The organism is Streptomyces sp. NPDC032721 (assembly GCF_055579625.1).
Genome location: NZ_JBVIMX010000012.1, coordinates 54,820 through 78,048, shown reverse-complemented (window position 1 = coordinate 78,048; position 23,229 = coordinate 54,820). Strand labels below are relative to the sequence as shown.

Below are 23,229 nucleotides of genomic sequence, written 5' to 3'. Positions count from 1 at the left end.
CCACCGCGACAGGGAGCCAGCCATGCAGAAGCACCGCATCGTCGTCCTCGGAGCCGGATACGCCGGAGCCAACACCGCCGGCCGCCTCGCCAAGCGCCTGCGCGCCGACGAGGTCGAGATCACGGTGGTCAACGCGGACCCCGACTTCGTGGAGCGCGTACGACTGCACCAGCTCGCCGCAGGCCAGGACCTGCCGCACCGCCCGCTGCGGGACGTGTTCGCGGGAACGGGGGTACGGGTCAAGAAGGCGTGGGTGACGGCGGTCGACGCGGACCGCAGGACGGTGGAGCTGACGAGCGGCGACGAGGGCGAGGAGCGGACCATCGAGTCCCTCCCGTACGACACTCTCGTCTACGCCCTGGGCAGCACCGCCGCCGACCACGGCGTCCCGGGCGTCGCCGAACACGCCCACTCCCTCACCGAGAAGCACGGCGCCCTCCGACTGCGCGCCCGCCTGGCCGAGTTGGCGCCCGGCGACAACGTACTGATCGCGGGCGGCGGCCTGACCGGGATCGAGGCGGCCACCGAGATCGCCGAGTCCCACCCCCACCTGAAGGTTGCCGTCGCGGCCCGCGAGGGCGTCGGCAGCTGGCTGAGCGACAAGGCCCGGCGCCACCTGCGCACCGTCCTGGACCGCCTGGACATCACGGTCCACGAGGGCACCGACATCACCCGCGTCGAGGCGGACCGCGCGATCGCGACGGACGGCGCGGCCATCCCCGCCCAGGTGACCGTCTGGACCACCGGTTTCGCGGTCCACCCGATCGCCGCCGCCAGCACCCTCACCGTCTCCCCCACCGGCCGGATCGTCGTCGACGGGACCATGCGCTCGGTCTCGCACCCCGAGGTGTACGCGGTCGGCGACGCCGCGTACGCCATGGGAGCCGGGGACAAGCCGCTGCGCATGTCCTGCGCCACCGCGAGCCCGATGGCCTGGCTGGCCGCCGACGCCCTGGCCGCCCGACTGACCGGCCGCAAGGTCCCGGAGACGACGATCGGTTACGCGGCCCAGTGCATCAGCCTCGGCCGCCGCGACGCGATCTTCCAGCGCGTTACCAAGGACGACCTGATGACCAACACGGTCATCACCGGCCGCTTCGGCGCCCGCATCAAGGAACTCATCTGCTCCTCGGTGGCCTGGGGCCTCAAGCACCCGACGATGCTCCTCCCGACCCGCCGCCACCACCTGACGTCCACCCCGGCCCGCACCGCCCGCGACCTCGCCGAGGTGTGAAGCGGCAGCCTCATAGCGGGGCTCCAGGGGGAGCTGGCACCCTATGGGGGCCATGACAGACACCCGTTCGCCGATACGCGCCCTGCGAGCTGCGCTCTTCGCAGTGGTTTGCGTTGCTTTGGCGGGGGTCGGGCACGCCTATATGTCCGGTCATGGCATTCCGCTCTCCGCGTTGCTGCTGGCCGGGGGTGTGACCTTCGCGGTCGGCTGGGCGGCCGGTGGGCGGCAGCGGGGATTGCCCTCCATGGGGGCCGGGCTCCTTGCCGTGCAGGGGGCGCTGCATCTGATCTACGGGGGCGGCCAGGCGATGGCCGCCGGGTCCCACGCCGCTCATGCCGCTCATTCCGCGCATGCCGCGCATTCCTCCCACTCCGCGCACATGGGTATGGACGCGGGCATGCCCATGGACATGGCCATGAGCGGCGGGGGCGGCCACGGATCCTTCGGGATGCTGCTGGCGCACCTCGGCTCCGCGCTCGTCTGCGCCCTGTGGCTGGCGCGCGGTGAGGCCGCCTTCTTCGCCCTCGCCCGTACCGTCGGCGCTCTCGCCTTCGCGCCCCTGCGGCTGGTGCTGCTGCTCGCCGCCGCGCGCGTTCCCGCGCCGGGGCCCCTGCGCCCGGCCGTACGGCCCGGCTTCCGTACACCGCACTTCCACGGCGTCGTACTCGCGCACTCCCTCTCGCGGCGCGGTCCGCCCGCAGCCCTCCCCACCCGTGCCACGGCCCTCGGAGCGGCAGCCGTCTGACCTGGGGGCCGCTTTCCCCATGTCTGCGAACGCCGAATCCCAGGATCACCATGTCCATTGACACCCACGTAAAACCGCCCGAGCCCGAGCCCGGGTCCGGTCCAGAACCCACCTCCAAGTCCGATTCCGGATCCGCGAAGAAGCCGTCCGGGTGGAGCGCCCTGCGCCCCCTCGTGCTGCGGATGCACTTCTACGCGGGACTCCTCATAGCCCCCTTCCTGCTGGTCGCCGCCGCCAGCGGGCTGCTGTACGCACTCTCCTTCCAGGCGGAGAAGATCGTGTACGCGCACGAGCTGGAGGTGCCGGTCGGCGAGCGCGCCGTACCGCTCTCCGAGCAGGTCGCCGCCGCCGCGAAGCTCCACCCGGAGGAGAAGGTCACCGCCGTCTGGCCCTCCGCCGAGGCCGGTGCGACCACCCGCGTGCTGATGACCAGCCCGGAGGTCGAGGAGGGCAAGTCGCTCGCCGTCTTCGTCAATCCGTACACCGCCGAGGTACGGGGAGAGCTGCCCAGCTACGGCAGTTCCGGCGCACTCCCGCTGCGCACCTGGCTCGACGAACTCCACCGCGATCTGCACCTCGGTGACCTGGGCCGCAACTACAGCGAGCTCGCCGCGAGCTGGCTGTGGGTGGTGGCCCTGGGCGGCCTGCTGCTCTGGCTCGGCCGCCGCCGCAGCGCCAGGCGCGAGCTGATCCTGCCCGTACGGGGCGCCAAGTCCCGCCGCCGCACCCTCTCCTGGCACGGTTCGGTGGGGCTGTGGGCCGTGGTCGGTCTTGTGCTGCTCTCCGCGACCGGGCTGACCTGGTCGAAGTACGCCGGTGAGAACATCGGCGCCGTCCAGGACCAGCTCGGCGGAGCCACTCCCGTGGTCTCCGCCGCACTGCCCGAGGGGACGGCGAGCGGCAGGAGCGGTTCCTCCCCCGTCCCCGACGAGCACGCGGGGCACGAGGGCCACGAAGGGAACGGCGGCACGACCGCACCCCCGCCCGCTGCCCGCACCGACGTCGGCCTCGACCGCGCCCTGGCCGCCGCCCGCGCCGCCGGGATCGACGGGAAGATGGCGATCACCCTCCCGAAGGAGGGAGAGGACGGCAAGGCCAAGGGGTACGTCTTCAAGGAGACGGACACCCAGTTCCCCGTCCACCTCGACTCGGTCTCGGTGAACCCGGCCGACGGCACCGTCATCGACGAACTCCGCTTCGCCGACTACCCGTTGCTCGCCAAGCTGACCCGCTTCGGGATCGACGCCCACACCGGCGTCTTCCTCGGCCTGGTCAATCAGCTGGCCCTGGCGGCCCTCGCGCTCGCCGTCGTCCTGCTCACCCTGTGGGGCTACCGCATGTGGTGGCTGCGCAGGCCGACCCAGGAACGGAAGCTGGGCGTGGGCCGAGCCGTGCCGCGCGGGGCGTGGCGCAAGGTGCCGGTGACGTGGCTGCTGCCGCTGGTCGCGGTGACGGCGGTGGTCGGGTGGTTCGTACCGATGCTGGGGATCAGCCTGCTGGCGTTCCTGCTGATCGACCTGGCCAAGGGAGGCTGGGCGAGGCTGCGCGCGCGTTAGCGGCTGCTGCTGGGGAGGACCGGCGGGTAATTCCCCGCCGGTCCTCCCCCTCCCCAACTACGCGTAGATACGGGTGAATAGTCCGGTATCTGAATACGTGAAGGGGATCTGTGGCGCCTGTGGTAGGGGTGTGGGTGCCATGGCGGGCGAGGTGAAGAGGAATGTGTGTCCTTCGGTGGGGGCTATCTAGATTTCGACGCGAAGTGCGATACGGAGACCGGTACGGGGGCCGCTCCGGGGGCCTGTGCGGGGCGGGACGCACTGCTGGCCCGGGCCGTGGAATGCGCGCGGCAGGGCAGCGAGGACGGGTTCGCCGTGCTCTACCGGCACGTACAGCCGGGCCTGTTGGGATTCCTGCGGACCCTGGTCGGCGACGAGGCCGAGGACGTCGCCTCGGAGGCCTGGCTCCAGGTGAGCCGGGACGTGGCGAGGTTCCGGGGCGACGGTGACGCGTTCCGGGGGTGGGTGCGGGCGGTGGCCCGCAACCGGGCCGTCGATCATCTGCGCCGGGTACGGGGGCGGCCGGCCGGGGTGTCCTGGGACGTGTGCGGCGTGGAGGCCGCGCCACCGGTGCGGGATGCCGCCGAGGTGGTCATGGACGCACTGGCCACGGCGTGCGTGATGCGGCTGATCGGTCAACTGCCGCCGGACCAGGGCGAAGCGGTGTTGCTGCGGGTGCTGGTGGGGCTGGACAGCCCGGCCGCCGCACGGGTGCTGGGGAAGCAGGCAGGGGCGGTACGGATGGCTGCCCAGCGCGGACTTCGCGCGCTGGCCGGACAGGTTGCAGACGGGGACGAATGAAGCACGTCAACGGTTGTACGGGATGCGGGATTTGAGGGCGTGAGAAGTGCCACGGGGATATTGAGTGACGGATGTGAGGGCGGAGCGCGCTTGGGAAGGTGGGGGGTGCATTCCGTGCTCCCGGCGGACTTTGCGCGTCGTACGCGCGGGGAAGGGGTGGGAGCCGTGGCCGGTGACGGGAGACGGAAGCGGAGACCGGGGGCCGAGGACATGCGGCGGATCGCGCACGGATTCGTGGAGCAGATGACGGCCGGAAACCGGCTCCCGCTGGATTACTCCGTACGCAGTCTGCGAGTTGTCGAGTTCCTGATCCGCGAGTTGCGGGGCGGCCGAGGCGGATACACGGACCCGGCACGGCAGTTGTTCGGACTCGGCGCCTATGTGGGGGAAGTGCTCGTACGGAATGCCGGGGCGGCGTGGGTCGACCTCGACGCGTCGCAGCAGAAGTACTTCCGGCAGTGGGTCGGAGTACGCATGGCGGACGGCATGACCCGAAGCCCGCTCAGTACGGTGTGGAACCGCTTCGAGGACACCGAGGGCACCGAAGAGCCCCTCGACGTCTACTACTTGACCCTGCCGGGCCGCGTGCGCTCCGCCGCGTGAGCCCAGGGCGGGTTTCGCGTCGGTCAGGCCGCTGCCCACGGAGGCACGAGTACCGGTAGCTGGTCGAGGATGTCGAAGTCCAGGTGGAGCTGCGGATGGTTGAGCAGGTACAGGGTTGCGGGGCGGGTGCAGATGAGCCGCAGGCGTCCGTGTCGACCACTGGTCCGGTCTCGGATGCGGGTGAGGACCCGTACGCCAGTGCCGTCGATGAAGTCGACCGGGCGCAGGTCGATCAGCAGGTCGGTGTCGCCGGTGTGGGTGACGGCGTCCAGGCGCCGGGTGATGCCAGGAGCGGTGTGGATGTCGATCTCGCCGTACAGGACCACCAGAGTGCAGTCTCCGTAGGGGCGAACTTCCTTGACACAGAGCACTGCGGGGGCGGCGGTCATGGTGACCCTACTTCTCCGGAGGCGGATGTCCTTGGGGGACTGGTCACCAACGGGGTCATGGTCGGCGCTTCAAAGTAGCGGACTGTGCCGGGCCTGCCGACGGGTTGCGCTGAAGGGCTGCGGGCGTGATGCCCCAGCTGCTACGGGGAAAAGCATCGCCAACAGAGCAGGGTGGGGCGGGACGTCTCAGTCGTCGTCCAGGCGCAGTCGGCGGGCCAGCACGTCACGGGCGACGTCCAGGAGGGGCCGCTCGTGGCTGAAGGCGTGGCCGCGCAGCCGGATCAGTGCGTGGTCGCAGTCGGTGTCCAGCTGGGCGGCAAGCATGCCGGTGGCCTGGTGAACCTCGGCGAAATAGAGGCCGGGCTCGTCAAGCAGCGGCGTGTGGGACAGGTTGGCGTGGGCGGCGGTGGTGACGGTGATCTGGGCGACGGTGTCGACCAGGCGGAAGGCATCGGTGAGCTGTTCGGTGGACATCGGGCCGGGCCGGGTGCGGTGGCCGGTGAGGGCACCGAGCGCGATGACCCCGATGCGCAGCGGGAAGGAGAACACCGCACGTACGCCCAGTGCCTCGACGGCGCCCGGCAGGCCGGGCCAGCGCTGAGACGCGAACGCGGAGTCGTCGGCCACGTCGGGCAGCAGTATCAGCGCCCCGTGACGGGCGGCGTCCAGGCTCGGGCCCTGCCCCTGGACCTGCTGGAGATCCTCCAGAGCGAGGGTGTGGGCGCCGAAGGACTGCACCAGTTCGGCCGGGTCGTCTCCCGGGGCCAGCAGCAGGCCGAGACCGTCCAGGCCCAGCATTTCGGCGCAGGACTCCAGGGGCAGCGGTGCCAGGCCGGGGCCCGTGTGTGAACCGAGGGCGCGCAGGTAGTCGGCCATCACCGGATGGGTCACCGGAGCCGCCCCCTTCCGGGTGCTGCGCAGGTCGGCCGGCCGGCGGCCCTCCAGTCAGCACCGATGGGTCGGCACGTCACCGTTCGTGCCGGTTGAGGAGCGACGCATCGGCTGTGCCCTGCAAGACCTGGCGGGCGAGCTCGGTGAGCCGCATCCGGTGATCGCGTGCGTAGCGGCGCATGAGGGTGAATGCCTCCTCGACGCCGGTGTCGCGGCGGTGCGCCAGATAGCCCTTGGCCTGCTCGATGATGATGCGGCTGTCCAGGGCAGCCTGCAACTGCGCGCTCACCGTCATGTGTTCGCTCACCGCCCGCTGTTGCAGGACGCCGATGGTGGCGGTGTCGGCCAGTGCCTGGCCCAGCCGAAACTGGGGTTCGTCCAGTGGTCCGGGTTGGTCCCGGAACAGGTTCAGGGCACCGATCACCTGGTTGTGCAGCCGCAGCGGGACTGCCGCGACGGAGGTGAAACCCATCCCCAGGGCCTTCGGCGCGAACCGCGGCCACCGCATCTCGGCCGCTTGTGTCGTCAGCGATACATCAGCAACCCGGTTCTTGGTCTGGAAACAGTCCCGGCAGGGGCCCTCGTCCCACTCGATGCTGGCCATTTCCAGCTGGCGGGTGCGCTCGTCCGAGGCCGCGGCGTCCACCAGCCGGCCGCCAGGAGTGGCGAGCAGTACCCCGGCCGCCGCCACATCCAGCAGGGCGACGCAGTGCTCGGTGAGTGTGTGCAGGAATCCGATGACGTCGAAGTCCTGCACCAAGGTGTCGGCGAGGTCGACGAATGCGGCCGCCAACTGCTCTTCGCGTGGAAGTCCACGCATGCCCCACTCACCTCCAGGAGTGATCCCGGGACACCCTCCCACAAAGTTGCTGCTCTCCGGTTGCCACCCAGTCTCCTCCCCCTGCACCCGGCTTGCCCAGACCACCGACGGGGCCGCCCCACCCGTTGCCCCGCCTCCTTGGGCGGCGGGGCCGCCCCCCCCTGAGCACCTGGGCACGCCTACGGGACCCGGCCCCGCCGAACTCCTCCCCGCCGCACCCGGAACACCCCGACGTCCCACGTCTCCGCAGCCATGCTCGGAGCCTCCTGGGTCCCGGCAGGACGCGAAACCGTCATCTCGCCCCGGGCCACCCCAGCTCCGCCCACACCGTCTTCCCGGGATCGCGCTCCGTGACCCCCCACCGGTCCGCCAACTCCTCCACCAGAACCAGCCCGAGCCCGCCCTCCGCGACCCCCGGCGCCTCCCGCCGCCGCGCCGGCCTGCACTCGCCCCGTGCGTCCGACACCTCGATCCGCAGTACGTCGCCGCGCGCGAGCCTGATCGAGAAGTCCCGCCCCTGCACCCGCCCGTGCAGCACCGCGTTGGCGGCCAGTTCCGCAACGACCGTGGCGACCGCGTCCGCGAACTCGCACCCGTACGGCACCCCCCACTCCCGGAGCTGCTGCTCCGCCAGCAATCGGGCCAGCCGGGCCCCTCTCCGCGTGGAACTGATCTGCTGCTCGAACTCCACGCTCAACGTGGGGATTTCGTTGTTCATGTGACAGAGCGTGGTCGGTCCGCTCTACGCTGACCAGGTGCGGACCGGCGACCGTGGGTAGTTGTACGGGTGCGTGACCCGCGCTGTACGACCTGTCGACCGTGACTCAGCAGAGGCGGGCCCTGAGTGATCCCGAACCAGGAACAGGAAGCGACCCCCGAGATGCCGTCCCAGGAGGACGGCACGGCCCATCTCTTCAGCGCGCTGGGCAAACAGATCAAGGCCATGCGCGAACATCGCGGCTTGAAGCAGACCGAGTTGGCGGAGGCTGTCAATTTCGGCGCGGACCTGATCTCCGCCGTCGAGAGAGGCGTACGGACCCCACAGCCCGACCTCCTCAGCGCCTGCGAGGTCGCGCTGAACGCCCACGGCGCGCTGAACGCGGCCATCCCCGACGTCATCGAGGCCCTGAAGCGCAGCCGGACCCGGCACCCGCACTGGTACCGGGATTACGCGGGTCTGGAGAAACAGGCCCTGGAGATCCACCACTACGGCAACCAGGTCGTGCACGGCCTGCTCCAGACGGAGGCGTACGCGCGGGCCATCTTCACTCGGTGGCGCCCCCTGTACAGCGAAGAGGTCGTGGAGAAGCGGGTCGCGGACCGACTGTCACGGCAGGTGGTATTGGAGAAGTGGCCGCCCACGCAGTTCGGCTTCATCTTCGAGGAGGCCGCCCTGCGACGACCGGTCGGCGGACACGAGGTGCACCACGAGCAGTTGCGGCGACTGCTGGCGCTGGGGAGGCAACGCAACATCACCATCCAAGTGATGGAGACCGCCTGTGAGGAACACCCCAACATGGACGGCGCGTTCAACCTTCTGACCGCCAAGAACGAGCAGCGCGTGGCGTACACGGAAGTGCAGGGTCATCCGCGTCTGATCATCGATCCGACCGAAGTCAGGGCGATGCAGGAGCGCTATGGAATCATGCAGACGCTGGCTCTCAGGCCGGACACCTCCGTGGCGATGATCGAGAGAATTCTGGGAGACCGATGAACACGGGAACGCTGACCTGGTTCAAGTCGAGCTACAGCGGGGGCGCGGGCGGCGACTGCCTCGAAGTCGCCTACGAATGGCGGAAGTCGAGCCACAGCGGCGGCGAAGGCGGCGAGTGCGTCGAGGTGGCCGCCCACCCCACCACCATCCACGTCCGCGACTCCAAGATCGGCGAAGCGAGCCCCCAGCTCGGGATCTCCCCCACCGCCTGGACCACCTTCGTCTCGTACGCCCAGCACATTTCCAAGTAGCCACACAGAGCGACCATTCGATGCGGTAGCGTGATCGCGCCATCACGCTCTGCATCCCTTGCGGAACGTAAAGCGGCCCCCGCAGGTGTTACCAGCACCAGACGCGAGGGCCTCACCCCCGAGGCTTAGCTAGGAGCCCCCGGAATGTTCCTGCATGTTATCTCCCCCTCGCGCGCCTTCACCAAGGTTCCGAACGCCCTCTTCCGGCACACGGACCTGGACGCCGCCACCCGCCTCCTCCTCGCCTACATCAGCGGCCTGAAGTCCGCCGACCGGCACGCGCCCCTCAGCAAGCACGCCGAGGAACTCGGCCTGAAGCACGGCACGTTCAAGCGGATCAAGAAGGAACTCGTCCAGTACGGGTACGTCCACGACTACCGCGCTCAGGGCGCGGACGGACGCTGGTACACGGACCAGTGGGTGAGCAACGTCCCGCTGACGGAAGCCGAGTTCACCGCCCTGCGCATGGGCACGGAGACGGGCACGGCCTCTCCGAGGGTGCCGAAACCGACGGTCGGTGAACCGGGTGGTCCGTCCGTCGGTCGCTCTACCGGTACTTCTCAGACGAACAGCAAGACATCCCCCACCCGCCCACCCCAAGACACCCCGGCGACGGCAGCGGTGGCGGCTGACGCGAACACCCATCAGACCAGCCCTCCGGACGCGCCCGCCGAGCGCCACTTCGCCCTCGCCGAACGCATCCTGCGGGACCTGGGAAACGTACGCAAAGACCTCGCTCTGAGCGTGCGCAACGTGCGCTACCTGGCCTCGGGCATCGCCGCCAAGCTCCAACTCGGCGTCCCCGCCTGGGAGATCCACAGCGCCCTCAGCCACGGCCTGCCGTCCGGACCCATCCTCAACGCGGCCGGGTTCATCACCCACCGCCTGACGACGAAGGTCCCTGACGCGGCCGACCTCACCGCCGCCGACACGGCCAGACGTACGGCGTTGGCGGAACAGTCCGCCACCACACCCCCCAAGGCCCTCACCGAGTGCCGAGGGCCAGGCCGCCCCGGGGCCCACGTCTTCCGCCCCGTGGGCGACGAGACCTTCTGCGACCCGTGCCGCCGCGACCACCCGGGCCTGGCCGCCCTGTCCGAGGAGGAACACGGCGGATCCTGGGCCCCGTTGACGGCACCGGACTACCCGGACCCCGTCTTCTGAGCGGACCGCGCGGTCCACTCATTTGGCCGAACATCGCATAGACCCTGTAGGTGCCCCGGCATCTAGTGGAAAGCGATCGGTAGAGGTCGCTCCACTTACCTGTGAGGTCGTCCATGGCTGAACCGTCCACCGCCACCGAGCCCACCACCCCCGGGCCCACCGCTTCCGAGCCCTTCGGCACCGAATCCGTCGTCTTCCCGCAGAACCGCACCTGCCCGTACGACCCGCCGCCCGGCTACGACCCCGTACGCAAGGCGGGCCGCCCCGTCACCCGTATCCAGATCTTCGACGGCACCGAGGTCTGGATGGTGAGCGGCCTCGCGGAAGCCCGCGCGCTGCTCGCCGACCAGCGGCTTTCGGCGGACCGCACCCGGCCGGAGTTCCCGGTGTTCGCCAAGCGGCTGGTGGGCATCGAACGGCGGCGGGTCGAGCTGCTCGGCGTCGACGACCCCGAACACAACGTGCAGCGACGGAAGTTGATCCCGGGCTTCACCCTCAAGCGGACGGCCGGACTGCGCCCCGCGATCCAGGAGACGGTGGACCGGCTGCTCGACGCGATGACCGAACTCCCCGAGCCCTCGGCGGACCTGGTGAACGCGTTCGCACTGCCGGTGCCGTCCATCGTGATCTGCGCCCTCCTGGGCGTCCCGTACGAGGACCACGACTTCTTCGAGGAGGAGTCCCGGCGGCTGCTGCGCGGGCCGGAGAAGGAGGACGTGGAGGCGGCCCGGGACGCGCTGGACGCATATCTGGGCGACTTGGTTGACCGAAAAAAGGCCGCGGAGCCCGGACTGCCGGTCGGCCTGCTCGACGACATGATCGAAGTCTTCGACGACCGGGAGGAGTTGATCCAACTCGCGGTGATCCTGCTGCTCGCCGGGCACGAGACGACGGCGAACATGATCGCACTGGGTACCTACACCCTCCTGGAGCACCCGGAACAGCTGGAGCGGTTCCGCACGGCGGACGCGGCGGGCGTCTCGGCAGCCTGCGAGGAACTCCTCCGCTTCCTCTCCATCGCCGACGGCATGTCACGGCTGGCGACGGAGGACATCGAGATCGCGGGCGTGACGATCCGCGCCGGAGAGGCGGTCATCCTCTCGACGTCGCTGATCAACCGCGACCCGGAGGTCTTCGCGGACCCGGACGCCCTCGATCTGGAACGCGGGGAACGGCACCTGGCATTCGGCTTCGGCATCCACCAGTGCCTCGGCCAGAACCTGGCCCGCGCGGAACTGGAGATCGCCCTCCCCACCCTCTTCCGCCGCCTGCCGGGCCTGCGTCTCGCCGCCCCCGCGTCCGAGATCCCGTGCAAACCGGGCGACACGATCCAGGGCTTCGCGGAACTGCCGGTGGCGTGGTGAGCACGGCGAACACGAAGAGGACGGCGAACGTGCCCGAACTGATCAACATCGACAAGGACATCTGCATCGGGGCCGGCCAGTGCGTACTGGTCGCGCCGGAGGTGTTCACGCAGGACGACGACGGCCTCTCGGAGGTCCTGAAGGGAATGGAGGACGGCGGCACCAGCACCGGCAGGGTGAAGGAAGCAGTACGCGCCTGCCCGGTGAGCGCGATCTCGCTGAGGGCCGTTCACCCGGCGCCGTAAGGAAGGGTCCGCCTATCCTGGAAGCATGACCGAGGAGACGATCTACCGGCACCTGCGGGACTTCGCAGACCACTTCGAGCCGCCTGCGCCGTTCAGCCCTCACGTCGAGATCAGCAACGGCCAGCTGGTCATAATGATGAGCCCCTCGGGAGCGCATGACCTCAACGCCATGCGCATCACCAAGCAGCTCGACCAGCAGCTCGGCGAGGGGCTGGCCGTCTATACCGCCGACATCGAGCACCCTCTGGCCGCCAAGATGCGCCGCCCCGATGTCGTCGTACTCGAAGAATCCGCGATGCAGACGACCGGAGCGATCCAAGCCGAGGCCGTCACCCTGGTCGTCGAGGTCGTCTCCCCCTCCAACCCCGAGAACGACTACGTCGACAAGCTCCGCGACTACCCGGTCATGGGCATCCCGCACTACCTGATCGTCGACCCCCGCGAATCGACCTGCGTGCACTACTGGGACCCGCAGGCGGGCGCGTACAACAACACCGTCCACTACGTCTTCGGCGACACCATCCCCCTCGGGAAGTGGTCCTTGGACACGACCGCCCTCACCCCGTACTCGCAGGCGGCAGGCGGGTAGGGGACGAAGTCAGCGGAGGCCGGTGGCGGTTGGCGGGGACCAGCGGTCGCCCTTCATCAGGTTCTCCAGGCCCGCCCAGGAGAAGTTCATCAGGGTGGCCGCGGCCTCCTTGGCCGAGACGCCGGGGGTCGTGTTCGCCCACCCGGCGAGCGATTCGGCCGCGCCGACGAGTGCCTGGGCGAGGCCGGCCACCTCTCGGTCGGGCAGGTGCGGATCGCGGCGCGCCTCGCGGGCCGCGTCCCCGATCAGGTGCGTCACGAACGCGGTGATCTCCTCGCGCATCGCCGCTACCTCGGCCGCGAACGGTTCCCCGTGCGTACGCGCCTGGCTGTGCAGCACCGCCCACCCGTCCGGGTTCTCGGCGGTGTGCGTGAAGAAGGCGGTCAGCCCGTCCCACAGCTGCCGGTCCGCCGGCAGACCGGGCTCGATCCCCGCCCGTACCGCCGCCACCAGCGCACCCGCCTCACGCCGGATGCACGCGGTGAACAACTCGTCCTTCGAGTTCAGATACAGGTACACGAGCGGCTTCGACACCCCCGCCAGCTCGGCGATCTGGTCCATCGAAGCGGCCCGGTAGCCGAGCCTCGCGAAGCTCTGCACGGCGGCGTCCAGCATCTGCTGCTCCCGTACCGCCCTCGGCATCCGCTTCGTCCTGCCGGTCCGCACCCCGCTGTCCACGCGGTCCACGTGTCCCACCCCGTCCTCCCCCAACGCCCTGTCCTCTTCGCCCCGCCCGGTCACGGCCGACGCACTCTTACTCTCCGGTAAGCGTACGGCGCCACGCAGGGCCGAGCGGGGCCGAGGAACAGGGCCGAGCCGCCCCCGAAGGAACCGAGCCCGCGCACACGACGGTGCCCCCGGGCGAACCTCGCTCGGGGGCACCGTCAGGCGCTGCGCGTCGCGTGTTACGCGGCGACCGCGACCTTCTCCTTCGGCTCCTCGGAGGCGAAGTCGTCGATCGGGGAGGCCGTCGCCGAGTTGTACGCCTCGTGGTCGAGGAGCTTCTCGCGGGCCGAGACCAGCACCGGGACCACGACCTGGCCCGCCACGTTCGTGGCCGTGCGCATCATGTCCAGGATCGGGTCGATCGCCATCAGCAGACCGACGCCCTCCAGGGGCAGGCCCAGCGTGGAGAGGGTCAGGGTCAGCATGACCGTCGCACCGGTCAGACCGGCGGTGGCCGCCGAGCCGATGACCGAGACGAAGACGATCAGCAGGTACTCCTTGATGCCCAGCTGTACGTCGAAGATCTGCGCGATGAAGATCGCGGCGAGCGCCGGGTAGATCGCGGCGCAGCCGTCCATCTTGGTCGTCGCACCGAAGGGAACCGCGAAGGACGCGTACTCCTTCGGGACGCCGAGGCGCTCGGTGACCCGCTGGGTGACCGGCATGGTGCCGACCGAGGAGCGGGAGACGAAGGCCAGCTGGATAGCCGGCCAGGCGCCCTTGAAGAACTGGAGCGGGCTGACCTTGGCGACCGTGGCCAGGAGCAGCGGGTAGACGCCGAAGAGGACCAGGGCGCAACCGATGTAGACGTCCGCGGTGAAGGTCGCGTACTTGCCGATCAGGTCCCAGCCGTACTCGGCGATGGCGTGGCCGATGAGGCCGATGGTGCCGATCGGGGCGAGCCGGATGACCCACCACAGGGCCTTCTGGAGCAGCTCCAGGACCGAGGAGGACAGGGTCAGGATCGGCTTGGCCTTCTCGCCCAGGGCGAGGGCCGCGATGCCCGCCACGACCGCCATGAAGACGATCTGGAGGACTTCCAGGTCCTGGAACGGCGTGATGATGTCCGTCGGGATGATGCCGGTGAGGAAGTCGATCCAGGAGCCTTCGCTCTTGGGCTTCTTGCCGTCGGCCGCGGTGAGGCCGGTGCCCGCGCCCGGGTTGGTGATCAGGCCGATGACGAGGCCGATACCGACCGCGATCAGCGAGGTGATCATGAACCAGAGGAGCGTACGGGTCGCCAGCCGGGCGGCGTTCTGGACCTGCCGGAGGTTGGTGATCGACACCAGGATGGCGAAGAAGACCAGCGGGGCGACGGCCAGCTTCAGGAGCTGGACGAAGAGGTCACCGACGGTGTCGAGGGTGGTCGCCAGCCAGGCGATGTCCTGGCTCTTGGCGAGCCAGCCGAAGAGGCCACCGAGGACCAGACCCGCGAGGATCTGCGCCCAGAACGGAATCTTCGATATGGGGTTCTTCTTCTTGGGCGTCGCAGGCTGGTCGGCCTGCTCTGCCTTCTGCGCGGGGGACGCGGACACGGACACACTCCGGTGAAGGAAAGAGCTGCGAGAAGCAGGGGGTGCAGAGGAAAGTCGCGCTGAGAACTTCAGACGGAGCGGCGACAGGCGGCCGAGACCCGGCGGCAGAGATCGACATGCAGGCGCGCCACGAGCGGAACGCTCATGGGGTTGCGGGGCGCGGCTGCTGTCGTCATGTCGAACACGTTAACACTTGTACTTTGAGAACATCAAAGGTCTTCTTTGGGGGGAAGCTGGGGGGACACCGAGCAGGTGGGGTGAATGACCAACGGCGCCCCGGGAGTTGAGCCAGTGGCTCTTTCCCGGGGCGCCGTCGGATGTGACGCGGCTTACACGGCCCTTATGCGAGGTCCTCCTGGCGGCGGTTGGCCTCCAGGCGGGCCTTGGTCTCGCTCACCTTGTTCACGATCCCCTCGGACATCGCGTCCCGCTGCTTGCGCAGGAGCACGAAGCTCAGCGGCGCGGAGACGACGATCGCGAGCATCAGCACCCACAGGACGTTCGACATCCCGCCCACACCGGAGGGCAGGACGCGGAAGGCGACGAGGGCCCACACGACCAGGAAGCTGGCTGCGAAGACGCCGAGGCGCATCGCGGTGTAGCGAATCGTGGCGTGCTTGGTGCTCACGGCGGGACCTTCTTCTCTTACGAGGGCCGATGGGACAGGTAGTACCAGTCAAGCACAGGGGCCCGGCGAGGATGCCGGGCCCCTGTGCTTGAGGGTGCTGGAGGGTGTTCCCTTCACCTTCGTACGGTCGAGCTGTCGTGCGCGTCAGACGCGCATCGCCTGCGGGCTCTCGCGGCGGGCCGCGTCAGGGCCCTCGTACTCCTTGATGATCTCGTAGCGCGTGTTGCGCTCGACGGGGCGGAAGCCCGCGTCCCGGATCAGTTCGAGCAGGTCGTCGCGGCCGAGCTTGTTCGGGGTGCCGTAGTCGTCCGCGTCGTGCGTGATCTTGTACTCGACGACCGAGCCGTCCATGTCGTCGGCGCCGTGCTGGAGCGCGAGCTGGGCGGTCTGCACGCCGTGCATGACCCAGAAGACCTTGACGTGCGGGACGTTGTCGAAGAGCAGGCGGGAGACGGCGAAGGTCTTCAGTGCCTCGGCTCCGGTGGCCATGGTGGTGCGGGCCTGGAGCTTGTTGCGGACCTTGCCGTCCTTCATGTCGACGAAGTCGTGCTGGTAGCGCAGCGGGATGAAGACCTGGAAGCCGTTCGTCTCGTCCTGCATCTCGCGCAGGCGCAGGACGTGGTCGACGCGGTGGCGGGGCTCCTCGATGTGGCCGTAGAGCATGGTCGCCGGGGTCTTGAGGCCCTTCTCGTGGGCGAGGCGGTGGATCCGCGACCAGTCCTCCCAGTGGGTGTTGTGGTCGACGATGTGCTGCCTCACCTCCCAGTCGAAGATCTCGGCGCCGCCGCCGGTGAGGGACTCCAGGCCCGCCTCGATCAGCTCGTCGAGGATCTCGGAGGCGGAGAGGCCCGAGATGGTCTCGAAGTGGTGGATCTCGGTGGCGGTGAACGCCTTGAGGGAGACCTGCGGGAGGGCTTCCTTCAGGGCGGACAGGGAGCGCGGGTAGTAGCGCCACGGGAGGGTCGGGTGCAGGCCGTTGACGATGTGCAGCTCGGTGAGGTTCTCGTTCTCCATCGCCTTGGCGAGGCGGACGGCCTCCTCGATGCGCATCGTGTACGCGTCCTTCTCGCCCGGCTTGCGCTGGAACGAGCAGTACGCGCAGGACGCGGTGCACACGTTGGTCATGTTGAGGTGGCGGTTGACGTTGAAGTGGACGACGTCGCCGTTCTTGCGCGTGCGCACCTCGTGGGCGAGGCCGCCCAGCCAGGCCAGGTCGTCCGACTCGTAGAGCGCGATGCCGTCCTCGCGGCTCAGCCGCTCCCCGGCCCGGACCTTCTGCTCCAGCTCGCGCTTGAGTCCCGCGTCCATACCCGGCCGCCTCCTATGTCTGTTACGTACTGCTGTTACATACAACAAGCCTCCGCCCACGGTACGCCTAGCCCTCTTCGGGCAGCTCCCCGACCCGGTTCTCCCACTTGGTGGAGAGCACGATGGTGGTACGGGTACGGGAGACCCCCCGCGTGCCGGAGAGACGGCGGATGGTGCGCTCCAGGCCGTCCACGTCACCGGCGCGGATCTTGAGCATGTACGAGTCGTCGCCCGCGATGAACCAGCAGTCCTCGATCTCCTCCAGGTCCTTCAGCCGGCGGGCCACGTCCTCGTGGTCGGCGGCGTCGGACAGCGAGATGCCGATGAGGGCGGTGACGCCGAGGCCGAGCGACTTGGCGTCGACGGTGGCGCGGTAACCGGTGATCACGCCCGCCGATTCGAGGCGGTTGATGCGGTCGGTGACGCTCGGCCCCGAGAGGCCGACCAGCCGTCCGAGCTCGGCGTACGAGGCCCTGCCGTTCTCCCGAAGAGCCTGGATGAGCTGCCTGTCCACGGCGTCCATATGCCTGAAGCCTTCCATTGTTCAGCAATCTCGCGAGTTTACGTATAGAATCTAAGGCACAGGGGCCGAATCCCCTGTAGATCTTTCACCAGATCCAAGAAAAACTTTCAGAACGTCCGGTTCTGAACCTTCGAACACTCAGGAGAGTGACAGTCGTGTACACGACCGAGATGGCCTACGTCCGCATGCGTGAACTGCAGGAACTGGCCAACCGCTCGCGTGCCCACAAGCCCGCCTCCCGTCCCGCCCCGGTGCGCGGCATCGCCGCCCGCCTGAAGCGCACCGCGAAGTAGGCACCGCTACCAGTACTACGTACTAAGGGTTGCGGGAAGCTCCTCCGAGCTCCCCCTCCCACCGGCGGTAGAGGCTGTGCGGCACACCTGCCGCATCCAGCACCCGCCCCGCGACGAAGTCCACCAGATCCTGGATGTGCGTCGCACCCGCATAGAACGCAGGAGAGGCGGGCAGCACCACGGCGCCCGCCTCGTCCAGCGTCACCAGATGCTTGAGCGTCTGCCCGTTGAGCGGGGTCTCCCGCACCGCCACCACCAGCTTCCGCCGCTCCTTGAGCGTCACGCTCGCGGCCCGCTGCAACAGGTCCTTCGAGAGACCGAGCGCCACTCCCGCCACACTCGCCGTCGAGGCGGGCACGATGAGCATGCCCTTGACGGGGTACGAGCCGGAGGACGGGCCCGCCGCGAGGTCGCCCGCGCTCCAGTGCCGTACGGCGTCGCCGCCCTCGTCGCCGTCCCCTGACAGGTCGATGCCGGTGAAGGTGTCCGGCTTGCCGTCCGCGCCCCTGGCCAGCCAGGTCGCGAGGTCCTCGCGCCAGTGGCTGTCGCGGAAGGCGATACCGGTCTCGTCGAGGATGGTCAGCCGGGAAGCCCTGCTGACGACGAGGTCGACGGCCTCCCCCGCGTCGAGCAGTCCACGCAGCACGGCGGCAGCGTACGGCGTGCCTGACGCCCCCGAAACCCCTACGACCCAGGGGATGCGTTTGCGTTCAACGACGGGCTCAGTCATGGACGGAGCCTATCCGGGTGGCGGAGACGGGAACCGGGCAAGGTAGCGGGACGTTACTGGAAACAACAGGGGAAGCACGGCGTGCGGGGCATGCCGGCACATGCAGGGGGTGGCGGACATGACACATCTGCCGTACGACGACACGGGGCCGGCACTGCGCCCGCGGCCCGCCGCCGGGCGGGCGGCCCGGGTGAAGGCCGCCGCCGGGGTGATGCTGCTCTGGGTGGCGCTGCTGTGGGCGCTGGAGGCGATGGACGCGGCGACCGGGGCACTGGACACCTTCGGCCTCTCCCCGCGCTCGCTCCCCGAACTCCGGGACGTCCTCCCGATGTCCTTCCTCCACCACGGCTTCGCGCACGTCGCCTCCAACACCGTCCCGCTGCTGGTACTCGGCTTCATAGCCGCGCTCGGCGGGCTGCGCCGGTTCGCCGGCGTCGTCCTGGCGATCATGCTGGTCGGCGGCCTGGGCGTCTGGCTGACGGCCCCCGAGTACTCGAACACGGCAGGCGCGTCCGGAGTCGTCTTCGGCCTCTTCGGCTATCTGCTGGTCCGCGGCTTCGTGGACCGGCGGCCGTGGGACGTGGTGATCGGCGTGGTCGTGGCGGCGGTGTACGGGTCGATCCTGTGGGGCGTCCTGCCGACGACCGAGGGCATCAGCTGGCAGGGCCACTTGTTCGGGCTGGTGGGCGGGGTGCTGGCGGCGTTCTGGTTCCGGCGGGGGCGGGGGCGCGGGGTGGGTGCCTGAGTCAGGCACCCACCGGCTACCGGCCACCGGTGGGGTCGGTCGGGTCGGCCGGTTACACCGTCAGGCCGCGGACCAGCAGGTCCAGCAGGGCGCAGGCGAAGAGGGCGACGCCGATGAACCCGTTCGTGGTGAAGAACGCCCTGTTCAGCCGGGACAGGTCGTGCGGGCGGACGATGGTGTGCTCGTAGACGAAGGCCACCGCGACGATCACCATGCCGATCCAGAAGAAGATCCCCGCGCCGGTGAGCAGCCCGTACCAGACCAGCAGTCCGGTGGTGATCACGTGGCAGACGCGGGCGCCGTGCAGGGCGGCCGGGATGCCGAAGCGGGCCGGGACGGACTTCACGCCGTGCGCGCGGTCGGCCTGGACGTCCTGCGAGCCGAAGATCAGGTCGAAGCCGCCGATCCAGATGCCGACGGCGAGACCGAGCACGACCGCGTCCCACGACCACTCCCCCGTGATCGCGATCCACGCGCCGATCGGTCCCATCGCCTGGGCGAGGCCGAGGATGGCGTGCGGGAAGTTGGTGAACCGCTTGCCGTACGGATAGACGACCATCGGGATGACCGCGACGGGCGCGAGCGCCAGGCAGAGCGGGTTGAGCAGGGCCGCCGCGCCGAGGAAGAAGGCGAGGGCGATTCCGGCGCCCGTCCAGGCGGACTTGACGCTGACCGCGCCGGTGACGATCTCGCGGTTCGCGGTGCGGGGGTTACGGGCGTCGATCTCGCGGTCGATGATCCGGTTCGCCGCCATCGCGAAGGTGCGCAGCCCGACCATCGCGACGGTGACCAGGAGCAGCCGGCCCCAGTGGATGTTCTTGTCCAGCTGGAACATGGCCGTCAGCGCGGCGATGTACGCGAAGGGCAGCGCGAACACCGAGTGCTCGATCAGCACGAGGTTGAGGAACGCCCTGGTCCGGCCGGGCTGGGGTACGGCTGCGGCGGCCGAGGTCATACGAGATTCCTTAGGAAGGTGTCGAGCTCGGCGAGGAGGGTCTCGGACGCGACCGGGGCGATCTCCATGTCGAGGTGGTTTGCGGTGTCCTGGCCGTTGGGGCTGAGGCGCAGGTGGAAGGCGTGGCCGCGGGGGCTGGCGGGGAGGGCGTGCATGCGGAGGGGGTTGTTGCGGTCCTCTTCCGCGAGGGAGACGGAGAAGGGGGCGCCTGCGGCGATGCCGGCGCGGAGGCGGGTCGCGAAGGTGTGGACGTCGCGGCGGGCAAGGGGGTGGGTGGGGAAGGTGGCGGAGAGGTGGGTCTGCCACTCGGCGGTGATGCGCCAGCGGTCGGTGCGGGTGCGGTCGTCGGTGTTGGTCCGCTCGATGCGGAGCCAGGTGGTGGCATCGCCCAGGTGGAGGGTGGCGTGGGCCGGTGCGGAACCGGGGCCGGGCGGAGCCGGAGGGTTCGGCTCCGCCGGGGGCCGCCCCCTTGCCCGCCCGTCCCGCCCCCGGGGGGCGGCCCCGCCGCCCAAGGGGGCGGGCGGCGTAGCGGCCCCGCCGCCCAAGGGGGCGGGGGCAACGGGGGGTGCGGCTCCGCCGGCCAAGGAGGCGGGGGCAACGGGTGGTGCGGTCCCGTCGGACGAGGGGGCGGGGGCGGTGGGCGTAGCCCCGCCGCCCAAGGAGGCGGGCGGCGTAGCGGTCCCGTCGGGCGAGGGGGCGGTTCCGGGTGGGGGGATCAAAGGCCGTACTCCTTCCAGCGGCGGTCGACCTTTTTCGACGTCGCCGGGTCGGACTCGACCATGTTGGGCCAGCCGCCGTCGCGGGTGTAGCCCTCCTCGGGGAGCTTCTTCGTGGCGTCGACGCCCGCCTTGCCGCCCCAGTACTGCTGGTAGGAGGCGTGGTCGAGGTGGTCGACCGGGCCTTCGACGACGGTCAGGTCGCGGGAGTAGTCGACGTTGCCGAAGGCCCGCCAGGCGACCTCGTGGTAGTTGCGGACGTCGCAGTCCGAGTCGACGACCACGATGAGCTTTTCGAGGGAGAGCATGTGGGCGCCCCAGATCGCCGACATCACCTTCTGGGCGTGCTTCGGGTACTTCTTGTCGATCGACACGATGATGCAGTTGTGGAAGCCGCCCGCCTCGGGCAGGTGGTAGTCCACGATGTCGGGGACGATGATCTTGAGGAGGGGGAGGAAGAAGCTCTCCGTGGCGCGGCCGAGCGGGCCGTCCTCCGTCGGCGGGCGGCCGACGACGATCGACTGGAGGAGGGGGCGGCGGCGCATGGTGATCGTGTCGATCGTCAGCGCCGGGAAGTCCTCCTGCGGCGTGTAGAAACCGGTGTGGTCGCCGAACGGGCCCTCGGGCAGCATCCTGCCCGGCTCCAGCCACCCTTCGAGGACGACCTCCGCGTGTGCCGGGACCTGGAGCGGGACCGTCTTGCAGTCGACCATCTCGACCCGCTTGCCCTGGAGGAAACCGGCGAAGAGGTACTCGTCGATGTCACCGGGCAGCGGGGCGGTCGAGGCGTACGTGACGGCCGGCGGGGCGCCGAAGGCGATGGCGACGGGCAGCCGCTCGCCGCGCCGGGCGGCCACCTGGTAGTGGTTGCGGCTGTCCTTGTGGATCTGCCAGTGCATGCCGATGGTGCGCTTGTCGTGGCGCTGGAGGCGGTAGAGGCCGAGGTTGCGGATGCCGGTGTCGGGGTCCTTGGTGTGGGTGAGCCCCAGGTTGAAGAAGGAGCCGCCGTCCTCGGGCCAGGTGAAGAGCGCGGGCAGCTTGTCGAGGTCGACGTCGTCCCCGCTCAGCACGACCTCCTGGACCGGGGCCGCGTCCGACTTCACCTTCTTCGGCGGTACGTGCGCCACCGAACCGAGCTTCGCGAAGGCGTCGCGTACGCCCATGAAGCCCTGCGGCAGCTCGGGCTTGAGCAGCCCGCCGATCTGCTCGCTGATCTCGTCGTACGACTTGAGTCCGAGCGCCTTCAACAGCCGTCGGTCGGTACCGAAGACGTTCATCGCGAGGGGCATGGTCGACCCCTTCACGTTCTCGAAGAGAAGTGCCGGGCCGCCCGCCTTGTTCACCCGGTCGACGATCTCCCCGACCTCCAGGTACGGGTCGACTTCGGCCTTGATGCGCTTGAGGTCGCCCTCGCGGTCCAGAGCCCGGAGGAACGAGCGAAGATCGTCGTAAGCCATGCCGTCCAGTATCGGACACCGACTACCCTTGGGCCCTCACCGGGGCCGGTAGTCACGGCCACTGCGACATTCCCAGGGGGAAGCACACCATGCTCAGGGCACTGATGTTCATCCTGCCGCTGGCGCTGACGATCTACGCGTTCATCGACTGCCTCAACACCCCCGAGGACGAGGCCAAGCACCTGCCGAAGGTCGCCTGGGTCTTCATCATCCTGCTCTTCTGGATCGTCGGCCCCATCGTCTGGCTCGCCGCCGGGAAGAACCGCCGCGCCGTGGCGGGCGGTCGTACGCCGTCGGAGTGGCACCGCAACCAGCGCACCCAGTGGGTGGCCCCGGACGACAACCCGGACTTCCTGAAGTCCATCAAGGACGAGAACAAGAAGGACGAGTCCCTACTGAAGGACTGGGAGGCGGACCTGCGCCGCCGCGAGGAGGAGCTCAAGCAGCGGGGTGACGAGGGCGACTCCGGTTCCCAGGGGAAGGGCCCCGAGGACTCCCCCAAGTAACCCACGCGAACGGTTCAACACCCCCGCGCCTGCGGCGAGCGATGCCCCTCCCCACCCCTTCACCTAAACCGCTCCGCGGGGCCAGGGGTTCGGACCTGCGGGCCGGTGGTGGGTTGCTCGCGCAGTTCCCCGCGCCCCTAGGCACCTAGGGGCGCGGGGAACTGCGCGGCCAGCCAAGAACCCACCCGCACCTGACGGCTAGGCCCGTTCCGCGTACTCCGTCAGGAGTTCGTGGTAGCGGGTCAGGGTCCAGGTGGACCAGTCGAAGGGGGCGCCGTCCAGGGCCGCTGCCAGGAGTTCCAGGTGGTTGTGCCAGCCTGCCAGGCGGCTGTTGCGTTCGGGTTCGTCGAGGTCGCGGATCTCGTTGGTGAAGCGCAGGACGGTGGCGGTGGGGCCGTTGGCTTCCAGGTGGAAGCGGGAGCGGCCGTGCAGGGCCAGGGTGTATTCGGCGACCCGGCCGGGGTCCCACGCGGTGATGTGGCCCTCGTCGACCGTCGGCGGTGCGCCCTTGTCGTCGGTGTTCTGCCAGGTGAAGGTGGTCGCCCCGCCCAGCTTCGGCTCCCAGGGGGCCGGTACCGCCAGCCATCGGCCGAGCCCGGCCGGGGTCGCGACCGCGGCCCAGACGTGGTCCAGGGGATGCTCCAGCTGGAGCTCGTATCGAAGCAGCCAGTTGCCGGTGCCCGGTCGGGGTTCGGCCTTGCCGTACGGGATCGACTTCATGGGAAACAGCCTGGTCCGGCC

The 23,229-nt window shown here is 69.5% G+C and carries 28 protein-coding genes; 14 read left to right on the top strand and 14 right to left on the bottom strand.

The features are described 5' to 3' along the window. The first annotated feature begins 22 nt into the window (after positions 1–22). The 5 genes from ACZ5PB_RS24975 to ACZ5PB_RS24955 all read left to right on the top strand — a co-directional run bounded on the left by ACZ5PB_RS24975 (position 23) and on the right by ACZ5PB_RS24955 (position 4,939). A complete protein-coding gene (locus tag ACZ5PB_RS24975) occupies positions 23–1,234 on the top strand; it encodes an NAD(P)/FAD-dependent oxidoreductase (RefSeq protein WP_468693969.1) in 1,212 nt (403 codons plus the stop codon). Between the two features lie 142 nt (positions 1,235–1,376). Then, the gene (locus ACZ5PB_RS24970) at positions 1,377–1,979 is read left to right on the top strand and encodes a hypothetical protein (protein ID WP_468693968.1); all 603 of its coding nucleotides are present in this window, start codon (positions 1,377–1,379) and stop codon (positions 1,977–1,979) included. 50 nt (positions 1,980–2,029) lie between these two features. Beyond that, positions 2,030–3,535 carry a PepSY-associated TM helix domain-containing protein gene (locus ACZ5PB_RS24965; RefSeq protein WP_468693967.1) on the top strand — a complete coding sequence of 502 codons (1,506 nt, stop codon included), beginning with the start codon at positions 2,030–2,032 and terminating at the stop codon, positions 3,533–3,535. A 165-nt stretch (positions 3,536–3,700) separates the two neighbouring features. After that, the gene (locus ACZ5PB_RS24960; protein ID WP_468693966.1) at positions 3,701–4,336 is read left to right on the top strand and encodes an RNA polymerase sigma factor; all 636 of its coding nucleotides are present in this window, start codon (positions 3,701–3,703) and stop codon (positions 4,334–4,336) included. Between the two features lie 210 nt (positions 4,337–4,546). Then, complete coding sequence (locus ACZ5PB_RS24955; protein WP_468693965.1) at positions 4,547–4,939, top strand: hypothetical protein; 393 nt, start codon at positions 4,547–4,549, stop codon at positions 4,937–4,939. Positions 4,940–4,962: 23 nt separating this feature from the next. Here the strand turns inward: ACZ5PB_RS24955 and ACZ5PB_RS24950 are convergent, their stop codons facing one another. The 4 genes from ACZ5PB_RS24950 to ACZ5PB_RS24935 form a co-directional block, all read right to left on the bottom strand. Next, positions 4,963–5,328: an STAS domain-containing protein gene (locus tag ACZ5PB_RS24950; protein WP_468693964.1), complete on the bottom strand. Its 366-nt coding sequence runs from the start codon at positions 5,326–5,328 to the stop codon at positions 4,963–4,965. A 186-nt stretch (positions 5,329–5,514) separates the two neighbouring features. Next, positions 5,515–6,219, bottom strand: coding sequence for an ANTAR domain-containing protein (locus ACZ5PB_RS24945; RefSeq protein WP_468693963.1), 705 nt, complete (start codon positions 6,217–6,219; stop codon positions 5,515–5,517). Positions 6,220–6,295: 76 nt separating this feature from the next. Then, positions 6,296–7,039 carry a GAF and ANTAR domain-containing protein gene (locus tag ACZ5PB_RS24940; RefSeq protein WP_468693962.1) on the bottom strand — a complete coding sequence of 248 codons (744 nt, stop codon included), beginning with the start codon at positions 7,037–7,039 and terminating at the stop codon, positions 6,296–6,298. A 292-nt stretch (positions 7,040–7,331) separates the two neighbouring features. Continuing rightward, complete coding sequence (locus ACZ5PB_RS24935; protein WP_468693961.1) at positions 7,332–7,757, bottom strand: ATP-binding protein; 426 nt, start codon at positions 7,755–7,757, stop codon at positions 7,332–7,334. A gap of 129 nt (positions 7,758–7,886) precedes the next feature. Here ACZ5PB_RS24935 and ACZ5PB_RS24930 point away from each other — a divergent pair, with 129 nt between their 5' ends. From ACZ5PB_RS24930 to ACZ5PB_RS24905, 6 genes are all read left to right on the top strand, one after another. Beyond that, positions 7,887–8,753 carry a helix-turn-helix domain-containing protein gene (locus tag ACZ5PB_RS24930; RefSeq protein WP_468694156.1) on the top strand — a complete coding sequence of 289 codons (867 nt, stop codon included), beginning with the start codon at positions 7,887–7,889 and terminating at the stop codon, positions 8,751–8,753. Then, the gene (locus ACZ5PB_RS24925; RefSeq protein ID WP_468693960.1) at positions 8,750–9,004 is read left to right on the top strand and encodes a DUF397 domain-containing protein; all 255 of its coding nucleotides are present in this window, start codon (positions 8,750–8,752) and stop codon (positions 9,002–9,004) included. Before ACZ5PB_RS24930 ends, ACZ5PB_RS24925 begins: the two co-directional genes overlap by 4 nt. Positions 9,005–9,148: 144 nt before the next feature. After that, entirely contained in the window at positions 9,149–10,168 is a 1,020-nt protein-coding gene (locus ACZ5PB_RS24920) for a hypothetical protein (protein WP_468693959.1), read from the top strand. A 113-nt stretch (positions 10,169–10,281) separates the two neighbouring features. Beyond that, on the top strand, positions 10,282–11,532 hold the full coding sequence (locus ACZ5PB_RS24915; RefSeq protein ID WP_468693958.1) for a cytochrome P450: 1,251 nt from the start codon (positions 10,282–10,284) through the stop codon (positions 11,530–11,532). Between the two features lie 29 nt (positions 11,533–11,561). Continuing rightward, positions 11,562–11,777 (top strand): ferredoxin, encoded by a 216-nt coding sequence (locus ACZ5PB_RS24910; protein WP_468693957.1) that lies wholly within the window; start codon positions 11,562–11,564, stop codon positions 11,775–11,777. A gap of 25 nt (positions 11,778–11,802) precedes the next feature. Then, the gene (locus ACZ5PB_RS24905; RefSeq protein ID WP_468693956.1) at positions 11,803–12,366 is read left to right on the top strand and encodes a Uma2 family endonuclease; all 564 of its coding nucleotides are present in this window, start codon (positions 11,803–11,805) and stop codon (positions 12,364–12,366) included. 9 nt (positions 12,367–12,375) lie between these two features. Here the strand turns inward: ACZ5PB_RS24905 and ACZ5PB_RS24900 are convergent, their stop codons facing one another. From ACZ5PB_RS24900 to ACZ5PB_RS24880, 5 genes are all read right to left on the bottom strand, one after another. After that, positions 12,376–13,008 (bottom strand): TetR/AcrR family transcriptional regulator, encoded by a 633-nt coding sequence (locus ACZ5PB_RS24900; protein WP_468694155.1) that lies wholly within the window; start codon positions 13,006–13,008, stop codon positions 12,376–12,378. Between the two features lie 263 nt (positions 13,009–13,271). Then, complete coding sequence (locus ACZ5PB_RS24895; protein WP_468693955.1) at positions 13,272–14,627, bottom strand: dicarboxylate/amino acid:cation symporter; 1,356 nt, start codon at positions 14,625–14,627, stop codon at positions 13,272–13,274. A gap of 340 nt (positions 14,628–14,967) precedes the next feature. Then, complete coding sequence (locus ACZ5PB_RS24890) at positions 14,968–15,219, bottom strand: DUF4229 domain-containing protein (RefSeq protein ID WP_468694154.1); 252 nt, start codon at positions 15,217–15,219, stop codon at positions 14,968–14,970. Between the two features lie 180 nt (positions 15,220–15,399). Beyond that, positions 15,400–16,563, bottom strand: coding sequence for an aminofutalosine synthase MqnE (gene mqnE, locus ACZ5PB_RS24885; RefSeq protein WP_468693954.1), 1,164 nt, complete (start codon positions 16,561–16,563; stop codon positions 15,400–15,402). 67 nt (positions 16,564–16,630) lie between these two features. Further along, positions 16,631–17,086, bottom strand: a complete 456-nt coding sequence (locus ACZ5PB_RS24880; RefSeq protein ID WP_384350844.1) for an Lrp/AsnC family transcriptional regulator — start codon at positions 17,084–17,086, stop codon at positions 16,631–16,633. A gap of 146 nt (positions 17,087–17,232) precedes the next feature. Here ACZ5PB_RS24880 and ACZ5PB_RS24875 point away from each other — a divergent pair, with 146 nt between their 5' ends. Then, the gene (locus tag ACZ5PB_RS24875; protein ID WP_468694166.1) at positions 17,233–17,379 is read left to right on the top strand and encodes a hypothetical protein; all 147 of its coding nucleotides are present in this window, start codon (positions 17,233–17,235) and stop codon (positions 17,377–17,379) included. 22 nt (positions 17,380–17,401) lie between these two features. On the opposite strand, the gene ACZ5PB_RS24870 is transcribed toward ACZ5PB_RS24875, so the two are convergent. Beyond that, a complete protein-coding gene (locus ACZ5PB_RS24870) occupies positions 17,402–18,109 on the bottom strand; it encodes a UbiX family flavin prenyltransferase (protein WP_468693953.1) in 708 nt (235 codons plus the stop codon). 211 nt (positions 18,110–18,320) lie between these two features. Between ACZ5PB_RS24870 and ACZ5PB_RS24865 the strand changes: the two genes are divergently transcribed. Continuing rightward, complete coding sequence (locus ACZ5PB_RS24865) at positions 18,321–18,854, top strand: rhomboid family intramembrane serine protease (RefSeq protein WP_468694153.1); 534 nt, start codon at positions 18,321–18,323, stop codon at positions 18,852–18,854. A gap of 52 nt (positions 18,855–18,906) precedes the next feature. Here the strand turns inward: ACZ5PB_RS24865 and mqnP are convergent, their stop codons facing one another. The 3 genes from mqnP to ACZ5PB_RS24850 all read right to left on the bottom strand — a co-directional run bounded on the left by mqnP (position 18,907) and on the right by ACZ5PB_RS24850 (position 21,982). Further along, on the bottom strand, positions 18,907–19,809 hold the full coding sequence (gene mqnP, locus ACZ5PB_RS24860) for a menaquinone biosynthesis prenyltransferase MqnP (protein ID WP_468693952.1): 903 nt from the start codon (positions 19,807–19,809) through the stop codon (positions 18,907–18,909). Next, a complete protein-coding gene (locus ACZ5PB_RS24855) occupies positions 19,806–20,321 on the bottom strand; it encodes a hypothetical protein (protein WP_468693951.1) in 516 nt (171 codons plus the stop codon). The genes mqnP and ACZ5PB_RS24855 overlap by 4 nt, the downstream gene beginning before the upstream one ends. Positions 20,322–20,524: 203 nt before the next feature. After that, positions 20,525–21,982, bottom strand: coding sequence for a menaquinone biosynthesis decarboxylase (locus ACZ5PB_RS24850; RefSeq protein WP_468693950.1), 1,458 nt, complete (start codon positions 21,980–21,982; stop codon positions 20,525–20,527). Positions 21,983–22,071: 89 nt separating this feature from the next. Between ACZ5PB_RS24850 and ACZ5PB_RS24845 the strand changes: the two genes are divergently transcribed. After that, complete coding sequence (locus ACZ5PB_RS24845; RefSeq protein ID WP_468693949.1) at positions 22,072–22,488, top strand: PLD nuclease N-terminal domain-containing protein; 417 nt, start codon at positions 22,072–22,074, stop codon at positions 22,486–22,488. Between the two features lie 198 nt (positions 22,489–22,686). Here the strand turns inward: ACZ5PB_RS24845 and ACZ5PB_RS24840 are convergent, their stop codons facing one another. Then, positions 22,687–23,208 (bottom strand): SRPBCC domain-containing protein, encoded by a 522-nt coding sequence (locus ACZ5PB_RS24840; protein ID WP_468693948.1) that lies wholly within the window; start codon positions 23,206–23,208, stop codon positions 22,687–22,689. Between the last annotated feature and the right edge of the window lie 21 nt (positions 23,209–23,229).